The 21,816-nt window shown below is 66.0% G+C and carries 20 protein-coding genes; 2 read left to right on the forward strand and 18 right to left on the reverse strand.

What is annotated here, in order from left to right; genetic code table 11:
- Positions 1 to 41: 41 nt before the first annotated feature.
- The 4 genes from glmM to ACOYR3_RS15350 form a co-directional block, all read right to left on the reverse strand.
- Complete coding sequence (glmM, locus tag ACOYR3_RS15335) at positions 42 to 1,376, reverse strand: phosphoglucosamine mutase (RefSeq protein WP_422843210.1); 1,335 nt, start codon at positions 1,374 to 1,376, stop codon at positions 42 to 44.
- Positions 1,377 to 1,454: 78 nt separating this feature from the next.
- Positions 1,455 to 2,285, reverse strand: a complete 831-nt coding sequence (folP, locus tag ACOYR3_RS15340; protein ID WP_422843211.1) for a dihydropteroate synthase — start codon at positions 2,283 to 2,285, stop codon at positions 1,455 to 1,457.
- Positions 2,286 to 2,407: 122 nt separating this feature from the next.
- Positions 2,408 to 4,327, reverse strand: a complete 1,920-nt coding sequence (ftsH, locus tag ACOYR3_RS15345) for an ATP-dependent zinc metalloprotease FtsH (RefSeq protein WP_422843212.1) — start codon at positions 4,325 to 4,327, stop codon at positions 2,408 to 2,410.
- A gap of 174 nt (positions 4,328 to 4,501) precedes the next feature.
- The gene (locus ACOYR3_RS15350; RefSeq protein ID WP_422843213.1) at positions 4,502 to 5,164 is read right to left on the reverse strand and encodes an RlmE family RNA methyltransferase; all 663 of its coding nucleotides are present in this window, start codon (positions 5,162 to 5,164) and stop codon (positions 4,502 to 4,504) included.
- Positions 5,165 to 5,197: 33 nt separating this feature from the next.
- Between ACOYR3_RS15350 and ACOYR3_RS15355 the strand changes: the two genes are divergently transcribed.
- Both ACOYR3_RS15355 and ACOYR3_RS15360 read left to right on the forward strand, forming a co-directional pair.
- Positions 5,198 to 5,671 carry a YhbY family RNA-binding protein gene (locus ACOYR3_RS15355; protein WP_422843214.1) on the forward strand — a complete coding sequence of 158 codons (474 nt, stop codon included), beginning with the start codon at positions 5,198 to 5,200 and terminating at the stop codon, positions 5,669 to 5,671.
- A complete protein-coding gene (locus tag ACOYR3_RS15360; RefSeq protein ID WP_422843215.1) occupies positions 5,671 to 6,441 on the forward strand; it encodes a glycosyltransferase in 771 nt (256 codons plus the stop codon). Before ACOYR3_RS15355 ends, ACOYR3_RS15360 begins: the two co-directional genes overlap by 1 nt.
- A gap of 48 nt (positions 6,442 to 6,489) precedes the next feature.
- On the opposite strand, the gene ACOYR3_RS15365 is transcribed toward ACOYR3_RS15360, so the two are convergent.
- The 14 genes from ACOYR3_RS15365 to rseP form a co-directional block, all read right to left on the reverse strand.
- Positions 6,490 to 6,939 carry a DUF4149 domain-containing protein gene (locus ACOYR3_RS15365; protein WP_422846600.1) on the reverse strand — a complete coding sequence of 150 codons (450 nt, stop codon included), beginning with the start codon at positions 6,937 to 6,939 and terminating at the stop codon, positions 6,490 to 6,492.
- 29 nt (positions 6,940 to 6,968) lie between these two features.
- Positions 6,969 to 7,445, reverse strand: coding sequence for a transcription elongation factor GreA (gene greA, locus ACOYR3_RS15370; RefSeq protein ID WP_422843216.1), 477 nt, complete (start codon positions 7,443 to 7,445; stop codon positions 6,969 to 6,971).
- 181 nt (positions 7,446 to 7,626) lie between these two features.
- A complete protein-coding gene (carB, locus tag ACOYR3_RS15375) occupies positions 7,627 to 10,872 on the reverse strand; it encodes a carbamoyl-phosphate synthase large subunit (RefSeq protein WP_422843217.1) in 3,246 nt (1,081 codons plus the stop codon).
- A 14-nt stretch (positions 10,873 to 10,886) separates the two neighbouring features.
- Positions 10,887 to 11,312: a hypothetical protein gene (locus tag ACOYR3_RS15380; protein WP_422843218.1), complete on the reverse strand. Its 426-nt coding sequence runs from the start codon at positions 11,310 to 11,312 to the stop codon at positions 10,887 to 10,889.
- Between the two features lie 22 nt (positions 11,313 to 11,334).
- Positions 11,335 to 12,507 carry a glutamine-hydrolyzing carbamoyl-phosphate synthase small subunit gene (gene carA / locus ACOYR3_RS15385; RefSeq protein ID WP_422843219.1) on the reverse strand — a complete coding sequence of 391 codons (1,173 nt, stop codon included), beginning with the start codon at positions 12,505 to 12,507 and terminating at the stop codon, positions 11,335 to 11,337.
- A 244-nt stretch (positions 12,508 to 12,751) separates the two neighbouring features.
- On the reverse strand, positions 12,752 to 13,525 hold the full coding sequence (locus tag ACOYR3_RS15390) for a TrmH family RNA methyltransferase (protein WP_422843220.1): 774 nt from the start codon (positions 13,523 to 13,525) through the stop codon (positions 12,752 to 12,754).
- Positions 13,526 to 13,544: 19 nt separating this feature from the next.
- On the reverse strand, positions 13,545 to 14,174 hold the full coding sequence (rnhB, locus tag ACOYR3_RS15395) for a ribonuclease HII (RefSeq protein ID WP_422843221.1): 630 nt from the start codon (positions 14,172 to 14,174) through the stop codon (positions 13,545 to 13,547).
- Positions 14,140 to 15,279, reverse strand: a complete 1,140-nt coding sequence (gene lpxB / locus ACOYR3_RS15400; protein WP_422846601.1) for a lipid-A-disaccharide synthase — start codon at positions 15,277 to 15,279, stop codon at positions 14,140 to 14,142. The genes rnhB and lpxB overlap by 35 nt, the downstream gene beginning before the upstream one ends.
- 23 nt (positions 15,280 to 15,302) lie before the next feature.
- The gene (lpxA, locus tag ACOYR3_RS15405) at positions 15,303 to 16,091 is read right to left on the reverse strand and encodes an acyl-ACP--UDP-N-acetylglucosamine O-acyltransferase (protein WP_422843222.1); all 789 of its coding nucleotides are present in this window, start codon (positions 16,089 to 16,091) and stop codon (positions 15,303 to 15,305) included.
- Between the two features lie 18 nt (positions 16,092 to 16,109).
- A complete protein-coding gene (gene fabZ / locus ACOYR3_RS15410) occupies positions 16,110 to 16,550 on the reverse strand; it encodes a 3-hydroxyacyl-ACP dehydratase FabZ (protein ID WP_291485059.1) in 441 nt (146 codons plus the stop codon).
- A 16-nt stretch (positions 16,551 to 16,566) separates the two neighbouring features.
- Positions 16,567 to 17,550: a UDP-3-O-(3-hydroxymyristoyl)glucosamine N-acyltransferase gene (lpxD, locus tag ACOYR3_RS15415; protein ID WP_422843223.1), complete on the reverse strand. Its 984-nt coding sequence runs from the start codon at positions 17,548 to 17,550 to the stop codon at positions 16,567 to 16,569.
- A 33-nt stretch (positions 17,551 to 17,583) separates the two neighbouring features.
- The gene (locus ACOYR3_RS15420; protein ID WP_291485055.1) at positions 17,584 to 18,102 is read right to left on the reverse strand and encodes an OmpH family outer membrane protein; all 519 of its coding nucleotides are present in this window, start codon (positions 18,100 to 18,102) and stop codon (positions 17,584 to 17,586) included.
- On the reverse strand, positions 18,102 to 20,399 hold the full coding sequence (gene bamA, locus ACOYR3_RS15425) for an outer membrane protein assembly factor BamA (protein WP_291485053.1): 2,298 nt from the start codon (positions 20,397 to 20,399) through the stop codon (positions 18,102 to 18,104). The genes ACOYR3_RS15420 and bamA overlap by 1 nt, the downstream gene beginning before the upstream one ends.
- A gap of 45 nt (positions 20,400 to 20,444) precedes the next feature.
- Entirely contained in the window at positions 20,445 to 21,809 is a 1,365-nt protein-coding gene (gene rseP, locus ACOYR3_RS15430) for an RIP metalloprotease RseP (RefSeq protein ID WP_422843224.1), read from the reverse strand.
- Positions 21,810 to 21,816 lie beyond the last annotated feature (7 nt).

Raw genomic sequence — 21,816 nt, forward strand, 5'->3', positions numbered from 1 at the left:
CGCCCCGCCCCGCAGCAAGACACGGCGGCGGGCGGCGCCCGCTACCCCGCGCGGGCCGCGTCGGCAAGCCGCTGGGCGCAGGAATTCGCCACTTGGGCGTCGCGGGCTTCCACCATCACGCGCAGCAACGGCTCGGTGCCGCTGGCCCGGATCAGCACCCGCCCGGAAGCCCCCAGCTCGCGCTCCACGGCCTGCGTGGTCTCGGCCAGCAACCCATTGGCCTTCCAGTCCTGGCCGGGCGCCAGGCGCACGTTGAGCAGCACCTGCGGGAACAACGCCACGCCCGCGAGCAGTTGCCCCAGCGTGCGACCGCTGCGCACACAGGCCTGCAGCACCTGCAGGGCGCTCACCAGGCCGTCCCCGGTGGTGTGCCGGTCCAGCACCAGCAGATGCCCCGAGCCTTCGCCGCCCAGGACCCAGTGGTGCCGCGCCAGTTCTTCCAGTACATACCGGTCTCCGACCTTGGCGCGCACAAACTTCACGCCCCGCTCCTGCAGCGCCACTTCCACGGCCATGTTGGTCATCAGGGTGCCAACCACGCCGGGAACATGCTCGTCACGGCCCATGCGGTCCGCGGCCATCAGGTACAGCAGCTCGTCGCCGTTGTAGAGCCGCCCGGTGGCGTCCACGATCTGCAAGCGGTCCGCGTCGCCATCCAGGGCGATGCCGTAGTCGGCATGGTTGGCACGCACCGCTCGCACCAGCGCATCCGGATGCGTGGCACCCACTTCATGATTGATGTTGAGGCCGTCGGGCGCACAACCGATCGACAGCACCTCGGCCCCCAGCTCGTGGAACACTTTCGGGGCCACCTGGTAGGCCGCGCCATGGGCCGCGTCCACAACGATTTTCAGCCCCTTGAGGGTGAGGTCCTGCGGAAACGTGCTCTTGCAAAACTCGATGTAGCGACCGGCCGCGTCATCCAGCCGGCGCGCCTTGCCCAGGCTGGCGGAGTCGGCCCACACGGGGGGCTCATCCAGCGCGGCTTCCACCGCCTGCTCCCACGCGTCGGGCAACTTGGTTCCCTGCGCACTGAAGAACTTGATGCCGTTGTCCGGGTAGGGGTTGTGGCTGGCGCTGATGACGACGCCCAGGCTCGCACGTTGCGCGCGCGTCAGGTAGGCAACCCCCGGGGTCGGCAGGGGCCCCAGCAGCACGACATCCACGCCTGCGGAGTTGAACCCCGATTCCAGTGCACTTTCGAGCATGTAGCCCGAGATGCGGGTGTCCTTGCCGATCAGTACCGTGGGGCGCTCTTCTGTGCGGCGCAACACCCGCCCGACCGCATGGGCCAGCCGGAGCACGAAGTCCGGCGTAATGGGCGGCTGCCCGACCGTGCCACGAATACCATCGGTTCCAAAATAGCGGCGTGTCATGGGGTGGTCTCCTCGCGAGAATCTTGTTGTAGGGGGTTGGCCGGGCGCCTGCACGGCGGGAAGGATCCGGAAAAAAGCTCAAAGGGCGCTGCGCATCGCATTCCACACGGCCATTGCCGCCACGGTTTCGCGCACATCGTGCACCCGCACCACGGCCGCTCCGCGCTCTGCGGCCAGCACGGCCGCAGCCACGCTGGGCACCATGCGCTCGTCCACCGGCCAGCCGGTGACTGCGCCCAGGGACGATTTGCGCGACCAGCCCGCCAGGAGCGGGTAGCCGGCTTCCCGCAAGGCCGGCTGCCGGGCGAGCAACGCAAAATTCTGCTCTACCGTCTTGCCAAAGCCAATGCCGGGGTCCAGCACGATCCGCTCCCTGGAGATGCCCAGCGCTTGCGCATCTTGCGCAGAACGCTTCAAAAATGATAGCACTTCCGCGACCACATCGCCCTCCATCGGGGCCGTCTGCATGGTCTGGGGGTCGCGGTGCATGTGCATGAGGCACACGCCGCACCGGGGGTGCGCTGCCACGGCCTGCGCGGCCCCGGGCTGGCGCAGCGCCCAGATGTCGTTGATGATGTCCGCCCCCGCGTCCAGCACGGCCCGCATGACTTCGGGCTTGTAGGTGTCCACGGAGATCGGCACGCCGAGCGAGACGGCGCCCCGTACCACGGGCAGCACGCGCTCCAGTTCTTCGTCCAGCGGCACCGCCGGGCTGCCCGGGCGGGTGGATTCGCCGCCAATGTCCAGTATGTGGGCGCCCTCCTCAAGCAATTGCTCACAGTGGCGCAGGGCCGCCGCCGCCGTGCCGTGCTGTCCGCCGTCGGAAAACGAGTCCGGCGTCACATTGACAATGCCCATCACCCGGGGCGAGGAAAGGTCGATGGAAAAACGGGAGGTCTGCCAGGTCATCGGCGATCAGGGGAACGGCAGGCGGGCCCGGCCCCGACTGGGGCCCGCGCCCTGCTGCGGCGGGAATGAAAAACGGGGCGCAAAGGCCCCGTCGCAACGGATTGAGGTCGATCCCCCACCGCTCAGGCCGCCGAAGGGGCCGTGCCTGTGGTCACTGCGGGAGTGCCGCCGCTGGAATTGTCGCCCCCCGAGGGCGGCGTGCGGGGCGTCCAGTCCTTGGGCGGACGCGGTGCCTTGCCGGCCATGATGTCGTCGAGCTGCTCGGTATCAATGGTTTCCCACTCCAGCAGGGCCTTGGCCATGGCGTGCATCTTGTCGCTGTTCTCTTCGATCAGGCGGCGGGCCAGGTTGTACTGCTCGTCGATGATGCGGCGCACTTCACTGTCCACCTTCTGCATCGTCTGTTCGCTCATGTTGGTGGTCTTGGTCACCGAACGGCCCAGGAACACCTCGCCTTCGTTCTCGGAGTACACCATCGGCCCCAGGGCCTCGGTCATGCCATAGCGCATCACCATGTCACGGGCGATGTGCGTGGCGCGCTCGAAGTCGTTGCTCGCACCCGTGGTCATCTGGTTCATGAACACTTCTTCGGCAATGCGGCCGCCAAACAGCATGCTGATCTGGTTGAGCATGTACTCGCGGTCGTAGCTGTAGCGGTCCTGCGCCGGCAGGCTCATCGTCACGCCCAGGGCGCGGCCACGGGGAATGATGGTGACCTTGTGAACGGGGTCGCACTTGGGCAGCAACTTGCCGATGAGGGCGTGGCCCGCCTCGTGGTAGGCCGTGTTGCGGCGCTCCTCCTCGGGCATGACCATGCTCTTGCGCTCGGGGCCCATCAGGATCTTGTCCTTGGCCTTTTCGAAGTCTTGCATCTCCACCGTGCGCGCATTGCGGCGCGCCGCCATCAGCGCGGCTTCATTGCACAGATTGGCCAGGTCGGCACCGCTCATGCCGGGGGTTCCGCGGGCAATGATGCCGGCGTTCACGTCCTGGCCGATCGGGACCTTGCGCATGTGCACGTTCAGGATCTGCTCGCGGCCGCGGATGTCGGGCAGCGTCACGTAGACCTGGCGGTCGAAGCGGCCCGGACGCAGCAGGGCCGCATCCAGGATGTCCGGGCGGTTGGTGGCAGCCACCACGATCACGCCCAGGTTGGTTTCAAAGCCGTCCATCTCGACCAGCATCTGGTTCAGCGTCTGCTCGCGCTCGTCGTTGCCACCGCCCAGGCCTGCGCCACGCTGCCGGCCCACGGCGTCGATTTCGTCGATGAAGATGATGCAGGGCGCGTTCTTCTTGGCGTTCTCGAACATGTCGCGCACACGGGCAGCGCCCACGCCCACGAACATTTCCACGAAGTCGGAACCGGAGATGCTGAAAAACGGCACCTTGGCCTCGCCCGCAATGGACTTGGCCAGCAGCGTCTTGCCGGTGCCCGGGGGACCCACCAGCAGCAGGCCGCGGGGAATCCGGCCGCCGAGCTTCTGGAACTTCTGGGGATCTTTCAGGAAGTCCACGACTTCCTTGACTTCTTCCTTGGCCTCGTCGCAGCCAGCCACATCGGCAAAGGTGACCGTGTTGTTGTTCTCGTCAAGCATGCGCGCCTTGCTCTTGCCGAAGCTGAAGGCACCGCCCTTGCCGCCGCCCTGCATCTGGCGCATGAAATACACCCACACGCCAATCAGCAGCAGCATGGGGCCCCAGCTGACCAGCAGCGTCATCAGCAGCGAGCCTTCCTCGCGGGGCTTGACGTCGAACTTGACGTTGTTGTTGATCAGGTCGCCCACCAGGCCGCGGTCGAGGTACGTGGCCGTGGTGCGGATCTTGCGGTCATCGTTGGTGACGGCCACGATTTCGGTGCCGCCCTGCCCTTCCTGGATGGTCGCGCTCTTGATGCGGTTGCTGCGGACCTCCTCAAGGAACTCCGAGTAGCCGATGTGGCCCGCACTGGCGCCGGCACGGGTGTCGAACTGTTTGAACACCGTGAACAGCACCATGGCAATGACCAGCCACACGGCAATTTTTGAAAACCACTGATTGTTCAAGCGGAGCTCCAGTTGCGGACTACAGAAACGGACACATGCCCGCCACGGCACGCATGTGCGGCCCATTTTAGGTCTTTCAAGCGGGCAGACCATGGCTAATCCCACTAGCGGCCATGGAAACAGCGCGGACTTTGGGGTCGCGCCCGGCGCCGTCTTGACCTGGGGCAAGGCGCCTCAGGAGGACTTCTTGAGCCCCATCCCCACCAGGAAGGTCTCGGCAGACCGGTCGCGCGAAGCCTTGGGCTTCATCGGCTTGACCACCCGGAACGTTTGTTTGAACAGCGTCACCAGGTCGCTGTAGCCGCTGCCGTGGAAGAGCTTGACCACCAGGGCGCCCTCGGGCTTGAGGTGGTGGCAGGCAAAGTCCACCGCCAGCTCCACCAGGTGGGCGATGCGCGCCGCGTCGGCCGACTCGATGCCCGACAGGTTCGGGGCCATGTCCGAGACGACGACGTCCACGGCCCGCCCTTGCAGCGCGGCCTCCAGCTGCGCCAGCACGGACTCCTCGCGGAAATCGCCGTGCAGGAAGGTGACGCCCTCGATCGGCTCCATGGGCAGGATGTCGAGCGAGATGATGGCGCCATTGAGCTCGCCCACCGCGGCGCCGCCCGGCGACAGGCGCCGCCGCACGTACTGGCTCCAGGCGCCCGGGGTGGAGCCCAGGTCCACCACCGTGGAGCCGGGTTTGATCAAGCCCAGCTGCTCGTCGATTTCCTTGAGCTTGTAGGCCGCGCGGGCCCGGTAGCCCTCTTTCTGGGCGAGCTTTACATAGGTGTCATTCACATGGTCGTTCAGCCATGCCTTGTTGACCTTCTTGCTCTGGGTTTTGACTTTCATTGCGATTTTCTTTCAGCCTCGATAATACGGCCCATGCCCCAAATTCAATTGACTCCCGCGGAGCGCCGGGAACACCGCGCCAACGCCCACCATCTCGACCCCGTGGTGCTGGTGGGCGGCGACGGCCTGACCCCTGCGGTCAAGAAGGAAATCGACGCCGCCCTGAACGCCCACAGGCTCATCAAGGTTCGCGTTTTCAATGACGACCGCACCGCGCGGGAGCAGATGTACCAGGAACTGGCCGCCGACCTGAACGCGGCGCCAATCCAGCACATCGGCAAGCTGCTGGTGCTCTGGCGTCCGCAGCCGCCCAAGGCGCGCACGGTCGACGAAGACCGCATGCCCGGGCCGCGCGACGTCAAGGTGCTCAAGTTCAGCAAACGCGGCGGCCAGCGCCCGGAGATCAAGCAACTGCGCGTGCTGGGCAACCAGCGCCTCACCTCGGGCGGGCAGATCAAGCGCGCCAAGCCCAAGCAAAAATCGGTCAAGAAACGCCAGGCTGACTGATGACTTCCGCGGCAGCCCCTGCAGCCCTTTCCGGCGCCGCGTTCCGCACGCGCCACATTCTTTGCATGAAGTGGGGCACGAAATACGGCCCGGAATACATCAACCGGCTGTACGCCATGGTGCGACGGCACCTGAGCGGCGACTTCCGCTTCGTGTGCCTGACGGATGACAGCACCGGCATCCGCAGCGCGGTCGAGTGCCTTCCCATTCCACCGCTGGACCTCCCGGCGGGCATTCCGGAGCGCGGGTGGACCAAGCTCGCCACCTTCACCAAGGACTTGCACGGCCTGCGCGGCACGGCGCTGTTCCTGGATGTGGACGTGGTCATCACCGGCCCCCTGGACGATTTCTTCACCCTGCCCGGGGAATTCCGGATCATCCACGACTACAAGCGCCCCTGGCGGATTACCGGCAATTCGTCGGTGTACCGCTTCGAGCTGGGCGCGCACCTGGATGTGCTGGAGTACTTTCGCGGCCATTTCGAGGAAATCCGCCGGAAGTTCCGCAACGAACAGGCCTATCTGTCCGACTTCCTGCACCAGCAGGGCAAGCTGCAGTACTGGCCCAAGGAGTGGTGCCCCAGCTTCAAATACCACAGCATTCCGCCCTGGCCCAGCAACTACTGGCGCGCGCCGTTCGTTCCTGCGGGGGCACGCATCGTGATCTTCCATGGGGAGTGCAACCCCCCCGACGCCTTGGCCGGCCGGCGCAACCGCCGCTTCCGCTACATCCGCCCTGCCACCTGGGTGGCTGAGCACTGGCACGAGTAGGCGGACAGGCAGGCGGGCGGGCCGAAACGCGCTGGCATCGCCGCGCGCTCAGGCGCCCGGCCCTTCACCCGCGGGCGCAGGCCGCGATGGCCCCGCGCCCAGCGTGCGCCACAGCACGGCCAGGGCGCAACCCCATTGGAGCAGGTACATCACCGTTCCAACGCTGTGCCACAGGCGCAAGTCCTGCCGCGCCACGATGCGGGGCGCCACGCCAAACTGGCTGAGCAGCGCCAGCAGCAGGCCGCCCAGTATAAAAACCATAGCAGCCTGCGCCCATGGTTCCTGGGCTACCGCCTGTTTTTGCCTTGAAATCAATAGCAGAACGAGGCAGCAGGCCACGGCCACCCAGGTCTGGGCGGCGAACAGCTGGGCGGCCATGTTGCCCGCCATCGCGGGGGACGGAAGGCGGGCAAACAGCAGCGGCACTACCAGAAAGCCGGTGGTGCTCAGGCTGCCCCACCACAGGGCGGCCGCGAAGGCCGGAAGACGGGTGCGCAATTGCTGCATGCCGCGAAGCCCTTGCCGGGTCACAGGTAGCGCACGGCCACCACTTCGTAGCGGCGAATCCCGCCCGGCGCCTGCACCTCGGCCGTATCGCCCTCTTCCTTGCCGATGAGTGCGCGGGCGATGGGGCTGGAGATGTTGATGAGCCCCTGCTTCAGGTCGGCTTCGTCCTCGCCCACGATCTGGTATTTCACGGTGTCGCCGCTGTCCTCGTCTTCGAGCTCGACCGTGGCGCCAAAGACCACTTTGCCGCCACCGTCCACGGCGCCGGGATCGATGATCTGCGCGACGGAAAGCTTGCCCTCGATCTCCTGGATGCGCCCTTCGATGAAGCCCTGCCGGTCCTTCGCGGCATCGTAGTCGGCGTTCTCGCTCAGGTCCCCCTGGGCGCGGGCTTCTGCGATGGCGGCGATCACGGCGGGGCGCTCTACGGTCTTGAGTCGGTGCAGCTCATCCTTGAGCATCTCGGCACCGCGTTTGGTAATGGGAATCGTGGCCATCCTGCTGCGTCTCCATAAGTCAAAACGGTGAAAGCGCTGAAAGCACTTCCACCGGTCAGTCGTCCCTGTCGGGGCCGTGCACGCACGGCGCCAAAAACAGCGGGTCTACAAAGCGAAACCGCCGCACGTTGCCGCGCGGCGGTGTCTGGTCAAGGGCTGATTATGCCGCCTTTGTCGGGGTTTAGGCCACCAGCTGCGCGTGCAGTTCCTGCACCGAGTAGACGTCGAGCTTGTCCAGGTACTTCATGCCCTCGACGGCCGCCTCGGCACCGAAGATGGTGGTGAAGGTGGTCACGCGGGCCTGCAGCGACGAGGTGCGGATCGCGCGCGAATCGGCGATGGCATTGCGCCGCTCTTCCACCGTGTTGATGACCATCACAATCTCGTTGTTCTTGATCATGTCCACGATGTGGGGCCGGCCTTCGGTGACCTTGTTGACCACCGCCACCGGCACGCCGGCATCGGCAATGGCGGCAGCCGTGCCCTTGGTGGCCACCAGCTCGAAGCCCAGCGCCACCAGCTGCCGCGCAATGTCCACGGCCCGCGGCTTGTCGCCGTTCTTCACCGTGAGGAACACCTTGCCCGAGGTCGGCAGCTTGGTGCCAGCGCCCAGCTGGCTCTTCACGAAGGCCTCGCCAAAGGTCTTGCCTACGCCCATCACTTCGCCGGTGGACTTCATCTCGGGGCCGAGGATGGTGTCCACGCCCGGGAACTTGACGAACGGGAACACGGCCTCCTTCACGCTGAAGTACGGCGGCGTCACTTCCTTGGTGATGCCTTGCGAAGCCAGCGTCTGGCCCGCCATGCAGCGTGCCGCCACCTTGGCCAGCTGGATGCCCGTGGCCTTGGAAACGAACGGCACCGTGCGCGAGGCGCGGGGGTTCACTTCCAGCACGTAGATCACGTCCTGGCCGTCCACCTCCTGGATGGCGAACTGCACGTTCATCAGGCCCACCACGTTCAGGCCTTCGGCCATGGCGGCGGACTGGCGCTTGAGCTCGTCCACGGTGGCTTGCTTCAGGTAGTACGGCGGCAGCGAGCAGGCCGAGTCGCCGGAGTGCACACCCGCTTGCTCGATGTGCTCCATGACGCCGCCGATGAAGGTCTTGCCTTCGGGGTCGCGCAGGCAGTCCACGTCGCACTCGATGGCGTCGTTCAGGAAGCGGTCCAGCAGCACGGGCGAGTCGTTGCTCACCTTGACGGCCTCGCGCATGTAGCGCTCCAGGTCGCGCTGCTCGTGCACGATCTCCATCGCGCGGCCGCCCAGCACGTAGCTCGGGCGCACCACCAGCGGGTAGCCCAGCGTGGCGGCCTTTTCCAGGGCTTCCGCCTCGGTGCGCGCCGTGGCGTTGGGTGGCTGGCGCAGGCCCAGGTCGCCCAGCAGCTTCTGGAAGCGCTCGCGGTCCTCGGCTGCGTCGATCATGTCGGGGCTGGTGCCGATGATCGGCACGCCCTCGGCCTCCAGGCCCAGCGCCAGCTTGAGCGGCGTCTGGCCACCGTATTGCACGATCACGCCGGCGGGCTTTTCCTTGTCCACGATCTCAAGCACATCCTCGAGCGTGAGCGGCTCGAAATACAGGCGGTCGGAGGTGTCGTAGTCGGTCGAGACGGTCTCGGGGTTGCAGTTGACCATGATGGTCTCGTAGCCGTCTTCGCGCATGGCCAGCGCGGCGTGCACGCAGCAGTAGTCGAACTCGATGCCCTGGCCGATGCGGTTGGGGCCACCGCCCAGCACCATGATCTTCTTCCTGGTGGTGGGCTCGGCTTCGCACTCTTCCTCGTAGGTGGAGTACAGGTAGGCCGTGTTGGTGGCGAATTCCGCGGCGCAGGTGTCCACGCGCTTGTATACGGGGCGCACGTTCAGGGCGCGGCGGGCCTCGCGCACAGCCTTCTCGGAGGTCTTGAGCAGCTTGGCCAGGCGGCGGTCGGAGAAGCCCTTCTTCTTGAGCGCGCGCAGCGTATCGGCGCTCAGCGCTGCCAGCGCCGCCTCGCCCTTTTCGGCGGCGAGCTTGTCCAGATCCAGTTCGATCTTCACGATCTCCTCGATCTGCACCAGGAACCACTTGTCGATCTTGGTGAGGTCATGCACCTCGTCCACGGACAGGCCCATGGCAAAGGCATCCCCCACGTACCAGATGCGCTCGGGGCCGGGCTCGCCCAGCTCCTTTTCCAGCAGCTCGCGGTCCTGGGTCTTCTCGTTCATGCCGTCCACGCCCACTTCCAGGCCGCGCAGGGCCTTCTGGAACGACTCCTGGAAGGTGCGGCCCATGGCCATCACCTCGCCCACGGACTTCATCTGCGTGGTCAGGCGGCTGTCGGCCGTGGGGAACTTTTCGAACGCGAAGCGCGGGATCTTGGTGACCACGTAGTCGATGGAAGGCTCGAACGACGCGGGCGTGGCGCCGCCGGTGATCTCGTTCTTGAGCTCGTCCAGCGTGTAGCCCACGGCCAGCTTGGCGGCGACCTTGGCGATCGGGAAGCCCGTGGCCTTGGAGGCCAGCGCCGACGAACGCGACACGCGCGGGTTCATCTCGATCACGATCATGCGGCCGTCCTTGGGGTTCACCGAGAACTGCACGTTGGAGCCGCCCGTGTCCACGCCGATCTCGCGCAGCACCGCGAGCGACGCGTTGCGCATGATCTGGTATTCCTTGTCGGTCAGCGTCTGCGCCGGGGCCACGGTGATGGAGTCACCGGTGTGCACGCCCATGGGATCCAGGTTTTCGATGGAGCAGATGATGATGCAGTTGTCCGCCTTGTCGCGCACCACCTCCATCTCGTACTCCTTCCAGCCGAGCAGCGATTCTTCGATCAGCAGCTCGTTGGTGGGCGACGCTTCCAGGCCGCGCTTGCAGATGGTCTCGAACTCTTCGGGGTTGTAGGCAATGCCGCCGCCGGTGCCGCCCAGCGTGAAGCTGGGGCGGATCACGGTGGGGAAGCCCACGTGCTTTTGCACCGCCCAGGCTTCTTCCATGCTGTGGGCAATGCCCGAGCGCGCGGAGCCCAGACCGATCTTGGTCATGGCGTCCTTGAACTTCAGGCGGTCTTCGGCCTTGTCGATGGCTTCGGGCGTGGCGCCGATCAGCTCGACCTTGTACTTGTCGAGCACGCCGTTGCGCCACAAATCCAGCGCGCAGTTCAGCGCGGTCTGGCCGCCCATGGTGGGCAGGATGGCGTCGGGACGCTCCTTGGCGATGATCTTCTCGACCGTCTGCCAGGTGATGGGCTCGATGTAGGTGACGTCGGCGGTGGCCGGGTCGGTCATGATCGTCGCGGGGTTGCTGTTGATCAGGATGACCTTGTAGCCCTCTTCGCGCAGGGCCTTGCAGGCCTGCACGCCGGAATAGTCGAACTCACAGGCCTGGCCGATGATGATCGGACCGGCGCCGATGATGAGGATGCTTTGGATGTCTGTACGTTTTGGCATGGTGCGTGCGTCGATCAGTCGACGGTGGGTTCGGCTGCCGGTGATGGGAGGTGCGGCGCGGAGGCGCCCGCCTCGGCCGCGGCGGGGCGCCGCGTGGTCAGCTTGGCAAGCAGTGCCTCCACCCGTTCGGCGGGAATGTTTTTCTGCATCAGCTGCAGCAGGCCATCGCCCTGGATCAGCGGGCGCAGGACCTCTTCTTCCGCGTCATAAAACGTCACTTCCCACTCTTGCAGCAACTCTGCAAACGCAGCATCGTCCAGGGTCTTGCCCTTGGCGATCAGGGTCACCAGGGGCATGGCCTTGTTCTCCACGAACGCCTTCTTGTAGGGCTTCTGGGCCCAGCGTTCGGAGAACCACTCCCGGTGCGGGGACGGCAAGGTCAGGACACGCTTGTGAATCGCTTTTTCGAGCGATGCAAGGGGAAAGCTGAACAGTTTCATGGTGGCTATTCCTTGCGCGGGCTCAGGCGGCCTTCGCCACGCGCATCGCCTCGGTGAACCGGTCGAAGAGATAGGCGATGTCGTGCGGGCCGGGCGAGGCTTCCGGGTGGCCCTGGAAGCAGAAGGCCGGCTTGTTCTTGTGAACCAGCCCCTGCAGGGTGCCGTCGAACAGGCTGACGTGCGTGGCCCGCAGGTTGGCGGGCAGCGAATCCATGTCCACCGCAAAGCCGTGGTTCTGGCTGGTGATGCTCACGCGGCCGGTGTCCAGGTCTTTCACGGGGTGGTTTGCGCCGTGGTGGCTGTTGGCCATCTTGAAGGTCTTGGCGCCGGCGGCCAGGGCCATGATCTGGTGCCCCAGGCAGATGCCGAAGGTGGGGACGCCACTGTCCACGATCGTGCGGGTGGCGGCAATGGCGTAGTCGCAGGGCTCCGGGTCGCCGGGGCCGTTGGAGAGGAACACGCCATCGGGGTTCAGGGCCAGCACTTCGGCGGCGGGCGTCTTGGCCGGGACCACCGTGACCTTGCAGCCGCGCTCGGCCAGCATGCGCAGGATGTTCTTCTTCACGCCGAAGTCGTAGGCCACCACATGGAATTGCGGGGCCGTCAGCTCGCCGTAGCCAGAGCCGAGTTTCCACTCGGTCTGCGTCCATTCGTAGCGCGACGGGGTCGTGACCACCTGGGCCAGGTCCAGGCCGGCCATGTTCGGCGCCGCCTTGGCCTTGGCAATGGCTTCGTCGATCAGCGCCTGCGTGACGGCCTGCCCGGCGGCCAGGCCGATGATGGCGCCGTTCTGCGCACCCTTGCTGCGCAACAGGCGCGTGAGCTTGCGGGTGTCGATGTTGGCAATGGCCACGGTGTTTTCACGCACCAGGTACTGCGAGAGCGTTTCCGACTGGCGGAAGTTGCTGGCCAGCAGGGGCAGATCTTTGATGATGAGGCCTGCGGCATGGACCTTGTCGGCTTCGATATCTTCGCCATTGACGCCGTAGTTGCCGATATGCGGATACGTCAACGTGACGATCTGCTGGCAGTAGCTGGGGTCGGTGAGGATTTCCTGGTAGCCGGTGATGGCGGTGTTGAACACCACTTCGCCGACGGTGGTGCCGGTGGCACCGATCGAATTGCCGCTAAAGACCGTGCCGTCTGCGAGCGCCAGGATGGCGGGCGGGAAGGTTCCCTGTAGAGACAAAAGCACTGGGTTCTCCGGATGGTTACGGTCGCCCGGCGCCTGCAGTCCACTCGTACGCGCTGCGTACACAAGTGGGGGGTGGCTGCTCTCAGAGGGGTTGTTGCTTTGGGTGCGGTCGGGCGACGCTGTTGCGAGAAAAGCTCCCGATTATATCCTTGCCGCCGCCTGACAAGAAATGCACATCTTGCATAACCCTGCCGCAGTGCCGGCGCGCGCGGCCGGGACCGGGGCCGCCGACCCTGCCGCCCGATCAGCGCGCCGCGCCGCTGGCGTGCAGGCAAATGGCGGCGGCCGCTGCAACGTTCAGCGACTCTTCGCCACCGGGCTGCGCAATGCGGATGCGCAGTGCGGCCTGCGCTTCCAGCACCGGCGAAACCCCCTGCCCTTCATGCCCCATCACCCAGGCACAGGGCCAGGGCAAGGCAGCACGGTGCAGCCATTCGCCGCCATGGGAGCTGGTCACCAGCAGCGGCACGCGCAGCGCCTGCAGCGCCGCATGGTCCACCCCTTCCAGGAGGTTGAGCGCAAAGTGCGCCCCCATGCCGGCCCGCAGCACCTTGGCGGACCACAAGGCGGCGCTGCCCTTGACCGCCACCACTTGGCGAAAGCCGAATGCCGAGGCGCTGCGCAGGATGGAGCCCACGTTGCCCGCGTCCTGCACGCGGTCCAGCACCACCGTGGCGGCGCCGGCGTCCAGCGCCCGCGGGGCGGGCAGGTCCAGGACGAAGCCCATGCGCGCTGGCGACTCCAGGCCGCTGACATCGGCAAACAGCGCATCGGGAAGCACTACTATTTTAGGAGCTGCTTGCGCCCATTCCGCCTGGTCCAGAGGCCAATTTGACTCGCAAAACACGGCCACGGAGGGCCGCTGCCCGCGCTCCAGCGCGGCGCGGCACAGATGGTCCCCCTCCAGCCACACCCGCCCCTGCTTGCGGTACGCCGTGCTGTCTTGTGCCAGGCGGCGCAAGTCCTTCACGAAGGCGTTGTCCCGGGAGTGAATGGCAGTGACGGCAGGAGAGGTCATGTAAAAAGCTTGCAGCGGGTCAGGCGCTTTGCAGCGTTTCAGCCACGGGCGCAAACGTGCGCCGGTGGTACACGCAGGCGCCGTGCTCCCGCAGGGCGGACAGGTGCAGCGCCGTGCCGTAGCCCTTGTGCCCGGCAAAGCCGTACTGTGGGTATTCGGCGTGCACCTGCTCGCACCAGCGGTCGCGGTGCACCTTGGCCAGGATGGAGGCCGCCGAGATCGAAGGCACGAGGGCATCGCCCTTGACAATGGCTTCGGCCTGGATGCCCAGCGTGGGAAGCCGGTTGCCGTCCACCAGCACCATCACGGGCTTCAGGCGCAGGCCCAGCACGGCACGTCGCATCGCCAGAAGGGTGGCCTGCAGGATGTTGAGCCGGTCGATCTCTTCCACGCTGGCTTCAGCGATGCTGCAGCACAGCGCCTTGGCACGGATCTCGTCGTAGAGCTTTTCGCGCCGCGCGGGCGTGAGCTTCTTGGAGTCCGCCAGCCCGGCAATGGGGTTCAGGTCGTCCAGGATCACGGCGGCAGCCACCACCGGGCCCGCCAGCGGGCCCCGCCCGGCCTCGTCCACGCCGGCCAGCAGACCGGGCGGCTGCCAGGGAAGGCAGGCTTGCTCAGGCACCTTGGTGGAGGACTTTCTGGATCGCATCGGCAGCCAGTTGGGGAGTGTTGCGAAGCAGGCTCCGGTGCAGCGCCTCAAAGCGCTGTTCCAGAGCGGCGATTTTTTCGGGATGGTGCTGGCGGGCGTCCAGCCACTGCACGGTAGCGTCGCACAGCGCCTGCGGGGTGGCCGCGTCCTGGATCAGCTCCGGCACCACGAACTCGCCCGACAGGATGTTCGGCAACCCCACCCAGGGCTGCAGCTGCTTGCGCCGCATCAGCCACCAGCTCAGCGGGTGCATGTGGTAGCCGATGACCATGGGGCGCTTGAACAATGCTGCCTCCAGCGTGGCGGTGCCGCTGGCGATCAGCGTGGCATCGCAGGCGGCCAGCACGGTGTGCGACTGCCCGGTGACCACACGCACCACGCCCTGCAGCCCGGCAGCAAGCACCAGCTGTTCAATCCGGCCTTGCAACGCAGGCACGGCGGGAACTATGAATTTTGTAGCAGGTCGCGCTTTGTGAATCAGCGCTGCAGCCGCAAAAAAGGGTGGCGCGATGTACTGGATCTCAGCCGACCGGCTGCCCGGCAGGATGGCCAGCACCTCGTCCGCGGCCGCAAGACCCAGCGCCGCGCGGGCCACGCCACGGTCCGGCGCCATGGGAATGACGCTGGCCAGGGGATGCCCCACATAGGTGGCCGCAATGCCATGGCGCGCCAGCAGTTCCGGCTCGAACGGGAAGATGCACAGCACGTGGTCGGCGCTGCGCCGGATCTTCTCGACCCGGTGGGCCCGCCATGCCCAGATGGATGGGCAGACGAAGTGCACCGTCTTGATCCCGGCGGCGCGCAGGTCGGCCTCCAGCGCCAGGTTGAAATCGGGCGCATCCACGCCAATGAACACGTCGGGCCGCTCGGCCAGCAGGCGCGTACGCAGCTGCTTGCGGATACCGAGCAATTCACGCAGGCGGCGCAGGACTTCAAGGCTGTAGCCGTGCACGGCCAGCTTGTCGCTGGGCCAGCGGGCATCAAAGCCGCGCCGCACCATCTGCGGCCCACCGATGCCAAACGACTGCAGCGCCGGCCAGCAGGCCTGCAACCCATCGAGCAACAGGCCGGCCAGCAGATCGCCAGACGCCTCGCCCGCGACCATCGCGAACCGGGGTTCCACGGCCGTCAGCGGGCAATGCCGCGGGTGGCAGCCGCAAGAAAGCCGCTCATCGCGGCCACGTCCGCCGCGGCATGGGGCGCGGACTGCGCCAGCGCCTCGATCGCGCCACGCGCTTCGGCCAGCGTGCGGCCCTCGCGGTACAGCAGCTTGTGCATCTGCTTGATCACCGCGATGCGCTCGTTGCTGAAATCGCGCCGGCGCAAGCCCACGGTGTTGATGCCATGCACCGCGAGCGGGTTGCCGTCCACCAGCAGGAACGGCGGCACGTCCTGCGAGACGGCGCTCGCAAAACCCACCATGGCATGGGCGCCCACCTTCACGAACTGGTGAATGCCGGCCAGGCCGCCCACCGTGACCCAGTCGCCCAGCTCCACGTGGCCGCCCAGCGTCGTGTTGTTGGCCAGCGTGGTGTGGTTGCCCACCACGCAGTCGTGCGCGATGTGCGTGTAGGCCATGATCCAGTTGTCGCTGCCCACGCGCGTGATGGACTTGTCCTGCACCGTGCCCACGTGGAGCGTGCAGAACTCCCGGATCGTGTTGCGGTCGCCGATGACGAGCTCACACGGCTCGTTGCGGTATTTCTTGTCCTGGTTCGCCGCGCCGACCGAGGCAAACTGGAAGATGCGGTTGTCCTGCCCGATCGTGGTGTGCCCTTCCACCACGCAGTGCGGGCCGATGACCGTCCCGGCGCCGACCTTCACGTGCGGGCCGATGACGGTGTAGGGCCCGACCGTGACGGTCGGGTCCAGAACGGCGCCTTCTGCCACCAGGGCAGTGGGATGGATATTGCTCACGTTCGACAACAACCCTTGTCAGCCCACGCTGCGCATGGTGCACATCAGTTCGGCCTCGCAGGCCACATCGTCGCCCACGCTGGCAACACCCTTGAACTTCCAGATGCCGCCGCGCACGCGGTCGATGGTGATGGACAGCACCAGCTGGTCCCCCGGCTCCACTGGGCGCTTGAAACGCGCACCGTCGATGCCCACGAAATAGTAGATGTTGTTTTCGTCGGGCACCTTGCCCATGGCGTCAAAGGCCAGCAGCCCCGCCGCCTGGGCCAGGGCTTCCAGGATCAGCACGCCCGGCATCACCGGCCGTCCCGGAAAATGGCCCATGAAGTAAGGCTCGTTGAAGGTCACATTCTTGATGGCCTTGATGCGTGCATTGCTCTCCAGCTCGATCACCTTGTCCACCAGCAAAAAGGGGTAGCGGTGGGGCAGTTGCTTGAGAATTGCGTGGATATCCATCATCGAATTGTTCTTCCGTTCATGCTGCTTTCAGTGCCTGCTCCAGCGCCTTGATGCGCTCGCGCAAGCTGTGCAATTGTTTCAGTGTCGCAGCGTTCTTTTCCCAGCGCGCATTGTCGTCGATGGGAAACATGCCGGTGTACTGGCCGGGCTGCGTGAGCGAACGCGTGACCACCGTGGCGGCGGAGATGTGCACATGGTCGGCCAGCTCCAGATGGCCCAGCACGATCGCCCCGCCGCCCACGGTGCAATGCGCGCCAATGGTCGCACTGCCGGCCACGCCCACGCACCCGGCCATGGCCGAGTGCTTTCCGATGCGCACGTTGTGGCCGATCTGGATGAGGTTGTCGAGCTTGACGCCGTCTTCAATCACGGTGTCCTGGAGCGCGCCGCGGTCGATGCAGGTGTTGGCGCCAATTTCCACGTCGTCGCCGATGCGCACGGCACCCAACTGCTCGATCTTGACCCAGCGGCCCTGCTCGGGGGCAAAGCCAAAGCCGTCGGCGCCGATCACCACGCCGGCATGCACGATGCAGCGTTCGCCAATGCAGCAGTCCTCGCCCACGGTGACGCGGGACTTCAAGACCGTTGCGGCTCCAATGACGGCGCCCCGCTCCACCACGCACAGCGGACCGATGCTGGCGCTGGGATGCACCTGCGCGGACGGATCCACCACCGCACTCGGATGCACGCCGGCCTGCCGCGCCGCAGCAGGCCCTTGCTGGCGCCACAGTTGCGTTGCGCGCGCAAAGTACACATAGGGGTTGTCGGCCACGATGCAGGCACCGCGCGCCAGGGCCGCGTCCCGCAGCGCGGGCGCCACAATGACACAGGCCGCCCGGGAGGCGGCCAGTTGCTGCTGGTAGCGCGGATTGCTCAGGAAACTGAGGTCCCCCGGGCCAGCAATCTCCAGGGGCGCGATGCGGGAGATGACCACATCGCGCGCTCCCCCTTCCAGCGTTCCCCCGAGGGCATCGACAATGTCCCCAAGAAGCAGGCTCACGCGCCACCCACCCAGCGCTGCGGGGCTGCTGCCTTACTTGCCAGCGGAGGCATTCAGCGCCTTGATCACCTTGTCGGTGATGTCGTGCTTGGGGTTGATGTACACGGCCTCTTGCAGGATCACGTCGTACTTCTCGGTCTCGGCAACTTGCTTGACGACCTTGTTGGCACGCTCGAGCACTTGCGAGAGTTCTTCGTTCTTGCGCGCGCTCAGGTCTTCCTGGAATTCACGGCGCTTGCGCTGGAACTCGCGGTCCTGGTCCACCAGCTGGCGCTGGCGCGTGGTGCGCTGGCTTTCGGCCATGGTGGGGGCTTCGCGTTCGAACTTTTCGGAGGCGGTCTTCAGGGTGTTGCCCATGTCCACCAGCTCTTTCTCACGGCGCGAAAATTCCTGCTCCAGCTTGGCTTGCGCAGCCTTGGCAGTGTTGGCCTCGCGGAAGATGCGGTCCGTGTTGACAAACCCAGCCTTGAACTCCTGGGCCTGGACAGGAGCTGCCAGGGCCACCGAGCCCAGCAGCAGGGCCAAAGAAATATGGCGAGAAAAGGATTTCATTAGAAAGACGTTCCGATCTGGAATTGCAGTTTCTGGATTCTATCGCCGGCAAACTTGCGCACCGGTTGCGCAAAGGCCAGCCGCAGCGGGCCGAGCGGGGAAATCCAGCTCAGGCCCACCCCCACGGAGGAACGCATGTCGCTGAACGAGACTTTCTCGTTCTCTCCGTACACATTGCCCACGTCGACGAAGGTGAAGACACGCAGGGTCCGGTCGTTGCCCGCCCCCGGGAAGGGAGCGATCAGTTCCGCATTCAGGGTCACCTTCTTGGGGCCGCCCAGCGATGCGCCGGTCACGTCGCGGGGCCCCAGCGTGCCTTGGTCAAAGCCGCGCACCGAGCCCAGGCCGCCTGAATAGAAGTTCTTGAACACCGGGAACGGCCGGCCGTTCAAGCCCTTGCCCAGACCCAGTTCCCCATTGAAGGCGATGGTAAAGCGCTTGTTGAGGGGCACGTACTGCTGGTACTGGTAGTTCGCCCGCACGTAGCGCGCATCACCCGCCACGGACCACTCGGAGTTCAGGCGCTGGTAGCGGCCCGAATTGGGCGCCAGCGCGCTGTCCCGGTCGTCCCGCGACCAGCCGACGGTCAGGGGAATGGAGGTGCTGCTGTAGCCGAACTGGTCGGCATAGGCCAAGTACGTCGCGGGGATGTTGGTACCGGGCTTGATCTTGGTTTGCTCCAGCCCGCCCCCAAAGAACACCGTGTCGGTTTCGCTGAAAGGCACGCCGAAACGCACCGAGGTCCCGGTGGTGACCAGTTGGTAGTTGCCGCCCTGGTCTTCGTACGGCTTGTCCGTGCGGTAGTACACGTCCAGCGTGCGCGAAATGCCTTCAGGGGTGAAGTACGGGTTGGTGGTGCTGAACACCAGGGTCCGGCGGTACTTGCTGGTATTGACGTCGATGCCCAGGTAGTTGCCCGAGCCAAAGATGTTCTCCTGCTTGATGCCGAAGGACAGCGACACCTTCTCGGCGCTGGAGAAGCCCACCCCCATCTGCAGCGAGCCGGTGGGCTTTTCCGCCACGTTGACCACCAGGTCCACCTGGTCGGGAGAGCCCGGCACCTCCTGGGTCTCCACGTTCACTTCGGTAAAGAAGCCCAGGCGGTCCACGCGGTCGCGCGAGAGGCGGATCTTCTCGCCGTCATACCACGAGGCTTCGTACTGGCGGAATTCGCGGCGGATCACCTCGTCCCGCGTGCGGTTGTTGCCGCTCACATTGATACGGCGCACATAGGCCCGGCGCGAAGGCTCGGCCTGCAGGACGAAGGCCACGCGGTTGTTGACGCGGTCGATCTCCGGCACGGCTTCCACGCGCGCAAACGCAAAGCCGAAGCGGGAGAAATACTCGGAAAAGGCCTTCGTGGTTTCCGTGACCTGGTCGGCGTTGTAGGGCTCCCCGGCGCGGATCTTGACCAGAGACTTGAACTCGTCTTCCCGGTCCAGGTAGTTGCCCTCCAGCTTCACGCCAGACACCACGTAGCGCTCGCCTTCCGTGACGTTCACGGTGATGGAAATGTCCTGCTTGTCCGGGGAGATGGCCACCTGCGTGGAATCCACGCGGAACTCCAGGTAGCCGCGCTGCAGGTAGTACGAACGCAGGGTTTCCAGGTCGGCGTTGAGCTTGGCGCGCGAGTAGCGGTCGGACTTGGTGTACCAGCTGAGCCAGCCGCCCGTGTCCTGGTCGAAAAGCCCCGTGAGCGTGGATTCGCTGAAGGCCTTGTTGCCCACGATGCGGACTTCCTTGATGCGGGCGGGCTCGCCCTCCACCACGGTAAACGTCAGGTTCACGCGGTTGCGCTCGATGGGCGTCACGGTCGTGACCACTTCGGCGCCGTACAGGCTCTTGTTGATGTATTGGCGCTTGAGCTCCTGCTCCGCCCGGTCGGTCAGGGCCTTGTCGTAGGGCCGGCCCTCGGTCAGGCCCACGTCCCGCATGGCCTTCTTGAGCACGTCCTTGTCGAATTCGCGCGTGCCGGCAAAGTCCACATCGGCGACGGTCGGGCGCTCTTCCACCACCACGACCAGCACGTTGCCAACGGCCTCCAGACGCACATCCTTGAACAGGCCCAGGCCGAACAACGCCCGGATGGCGGCGGCGCCCTTTTCGTCGTTGTAGTCGTCACCGACCCGCAGCGGCATGGACGCAAACACGGTGCCGGGCTCCACGCGCTGCAAGCCTTCGACGCGGATATCCTGCACCTTGAAAGGCTCCAGGGCCCATGCCGCATTGGCGGCAAAAACCATGGCTGCAACGGCCGATGCGGTGCGCACGCCCAGTCGATTGATGTGTTTTTTCATGAATGAAGCGGGTGCCGCGCTTGCAGTGCAAACGCGGCAGAAGTGTTAGCCAAAGAGCCGGGTGATATCGTTGAACAGGGCGATGGACATCATGAGCAGCAAGACAGCAACCCCTCCACGCTGGAGGCGCTCCATCCACGCGTCCGAGACCCCCCTGCCGGTCACACCCTCCCAAAGATAATACATCAGGTGCCCCCCGTCCAAGACGGGCAACGGCAGCAGGTTCAGCACGCCCAGGCTCACGCTGATCAGCGCAAGGAACATCACGTATTGCGAGATCCCCAGGCTGGCGGAACGGCCTGCGTATTCGGCAATCGTCAACGGGCCGCTCAGGTTCTTGACCGACGCTTCGCCAATGACCATGCGCCCCATCATGCGAAGCGTGAGCAGGGACACATCCCAGGTCTTGGCGGCGCCCGCCCAGGCGCCTTCCAGAACGCCGTATTCCACGGTGACCAGTTCAGGCGCCGCGCCCACGTAGGCGCCAATGCGGCCCACGGTAACGCCGGGCTCCGTCTTCACTTCCGGCAGCACCTCCAGCGTGAGCTCCTGGCCGGACCGGGCCACGCGCCAAGCCTGCGCCAGGGGCTCCTGCCCCCGCACCGACTGGCGGATCAGCTCGCGCAGCTGCTGCCCGTCCACCACGTCGGTCGCACCGATCTTGAGCACCACGTCCCCCTGGCGCAGGCCGGCACGCTGGGCGGCCCCGTCGGGCATGACTTCGCCGATCACCGGCTGCGTCCACGGCCCCAGGATGCCGATCTTGCGGAACAGCTGGGCGTCGGCCTCGCGGCTGTCGATGCGGGACATGTCGAGCAGGACTTCCCGGTGGGCGCCCCCGGATTGCGGCTTCACGTCCAGGCGGACGTTGGTGCCCTCCAGGGCGCCGCGGGTCAGCAGCCAGCGCAGGTCTTCAAACGACCGCACGGGCTCCATGGCGTCCGCCCCCAGCGCCGCCTGCGCCACCAGCTCGCCTCCACGCAGCCCCGCACTCTGCGCGACGGAGCCGGCCACCGGGCTCGCCAGCACGGCCCGGGGCTCGTCCACGCCGCCCCAGTTGACCGCGGAATACAGCAGCACGGCAAGCAGCAGGTTCGCCAGCGGCCCGGCGGCCACGATGGCGGCACGGGACCGCAACGGCTGGGTGTTGAAGGCCAGGTGCCGCTCTTCGGGCGCCACCGGCGCTTCCCGCTCGTCCAGCATGCGCACATAGCCGCCCAGGGGGAACGCCCCCACGACGAACTCGGTGGGCGAGCCCTTGGGCTGCCAGCGCAGCAGCGGCCGGCCGAAGCCGACCGAAAAGCGCAGCACCTTCACGCCACACGCCACGGCCACGCGGTAGTGCCCATACTCGTGCACGGCAATCAGGACGCCCAGGGCGACGACAAAGGCGACAACAGTGAGAAGCATGGGAGTC

Source organism: Acidovorax sp. M2(2025), from assembly GCF_049330835.1.
Taxonomy (GTDB): domain Bacteria; phylum Pseudomonadota; class Gammaproteobacteria; order Burkholderiales; family Burkholderiaceae_C; genus Acidovorax.

Excerpts from the sequence above, each read along its gene's own strand:
- glmM (WP_422843210.1), bottom strand. The coding sequence starts at position 1,376 with ATGACACGCCGCTATTTTGGAACCGATGGTATTCGTGGCACGGTCGGG.
- folP (WP_422843211.1), bottom strand. The coding sequence starts at position 2,285 with ATGACCTGGCAGACCTCCCGTTTTTCCATCGACCTTTCCTCGCCCCGG.
- ACOYR3_RS15350 (WP_422843213.1), bottom strand. The coding sequence starts at position 5,164 with ATGAAAGTCAAAACCCAGAGCAAGAAGGTCAACAAGGCATGGCTGAAC.
- ACOYR3_RS15355 (WP_422843214.1), top strand. The coding sequence starts at position 5,198 with ATGCCCCAAATTCAATTGACTCCCGCGGAGCGCCGGGAACACCGCGCC.
- ACOYR3_RS15360 (WP_422843215.1), top strand. The coding sequence starts at position 5,671 with ATGACTTCCGCGGCAGCCCCTGCAGCCCTTTCCGGCGCCGCGTTCCGC.
- greA (WP_422843216.1), bottom strand. The coding sequence starts at position 7,445 with ATGGCCACGATTCCCATTACCAAACGCGGTGCCGAGATGCTCAAGGAT.
- carB (WP_422843217.1), bottom strand. The coding sequence starts at position 10,872 with ATGCCAAAACGTACAGACATCCAAAGCATCCTCATCATCGGCGCCGGT.
- ACOYR3_RS15380 (WP_422843218.1), bottom strand. The coding sequence starts at position 11,312 with ATGAAACTGTTCAGCTTTCCCCTTGCATCGCTCGAAAAAGCGATTCAC.
- ACOYR3_RS15390 (WP_422843220.1), bottom strand. The coding sequence starts at position 13,525 with ATGACCTCTCCTGCCGTCACTGCCATTCACTCCCGGGACAACGCCTTC.
- rnhB (WP_422843221.1), bottom strand. The coding sequence starts at position 14,174 with ATGCGATCCAGAAAGTCCTCCACCAAGGTGCCTGAGCAAGCCTGCCTT.
- lpxB (WP_422846601.1), bottom strand. The coding sequence starts at position 15,279 with ATGGTCGCGGGCGAGGCGTCTGGCGATCTGCTGGCCGGCCTGTTGCTC.
- fabZ (WP_291485059.1), bottom strand. The coding sequence starts at position 16,550 with ATGATGGATATCCACGCAATTCTCAAGCAACTGCCCCACCGCTACCCC.
- ACOYR3_RS15420 (WP_291485055.1), bottom strand. The coding sequence starts at position 18,102 with ATGAAATCCTTTTCTCGCCATATTTCTTTGGCCCTGCTGCTGGGCTCG.
- bamA (WP_291485053.1), bottom strand. The coding sequence starts at position 20,399 with ATGAAAAAACACATCAATCGACTGGGCGTGCGCACCGCATCGGCCGTT.
- rseP (WP_422843224.1), bottom strand. The coding sequence starts at position 21,809 with ATGCTTCTCACTGTTGTCGCCTTTGTCGTCGCCCTGGGCGTCCTGATT.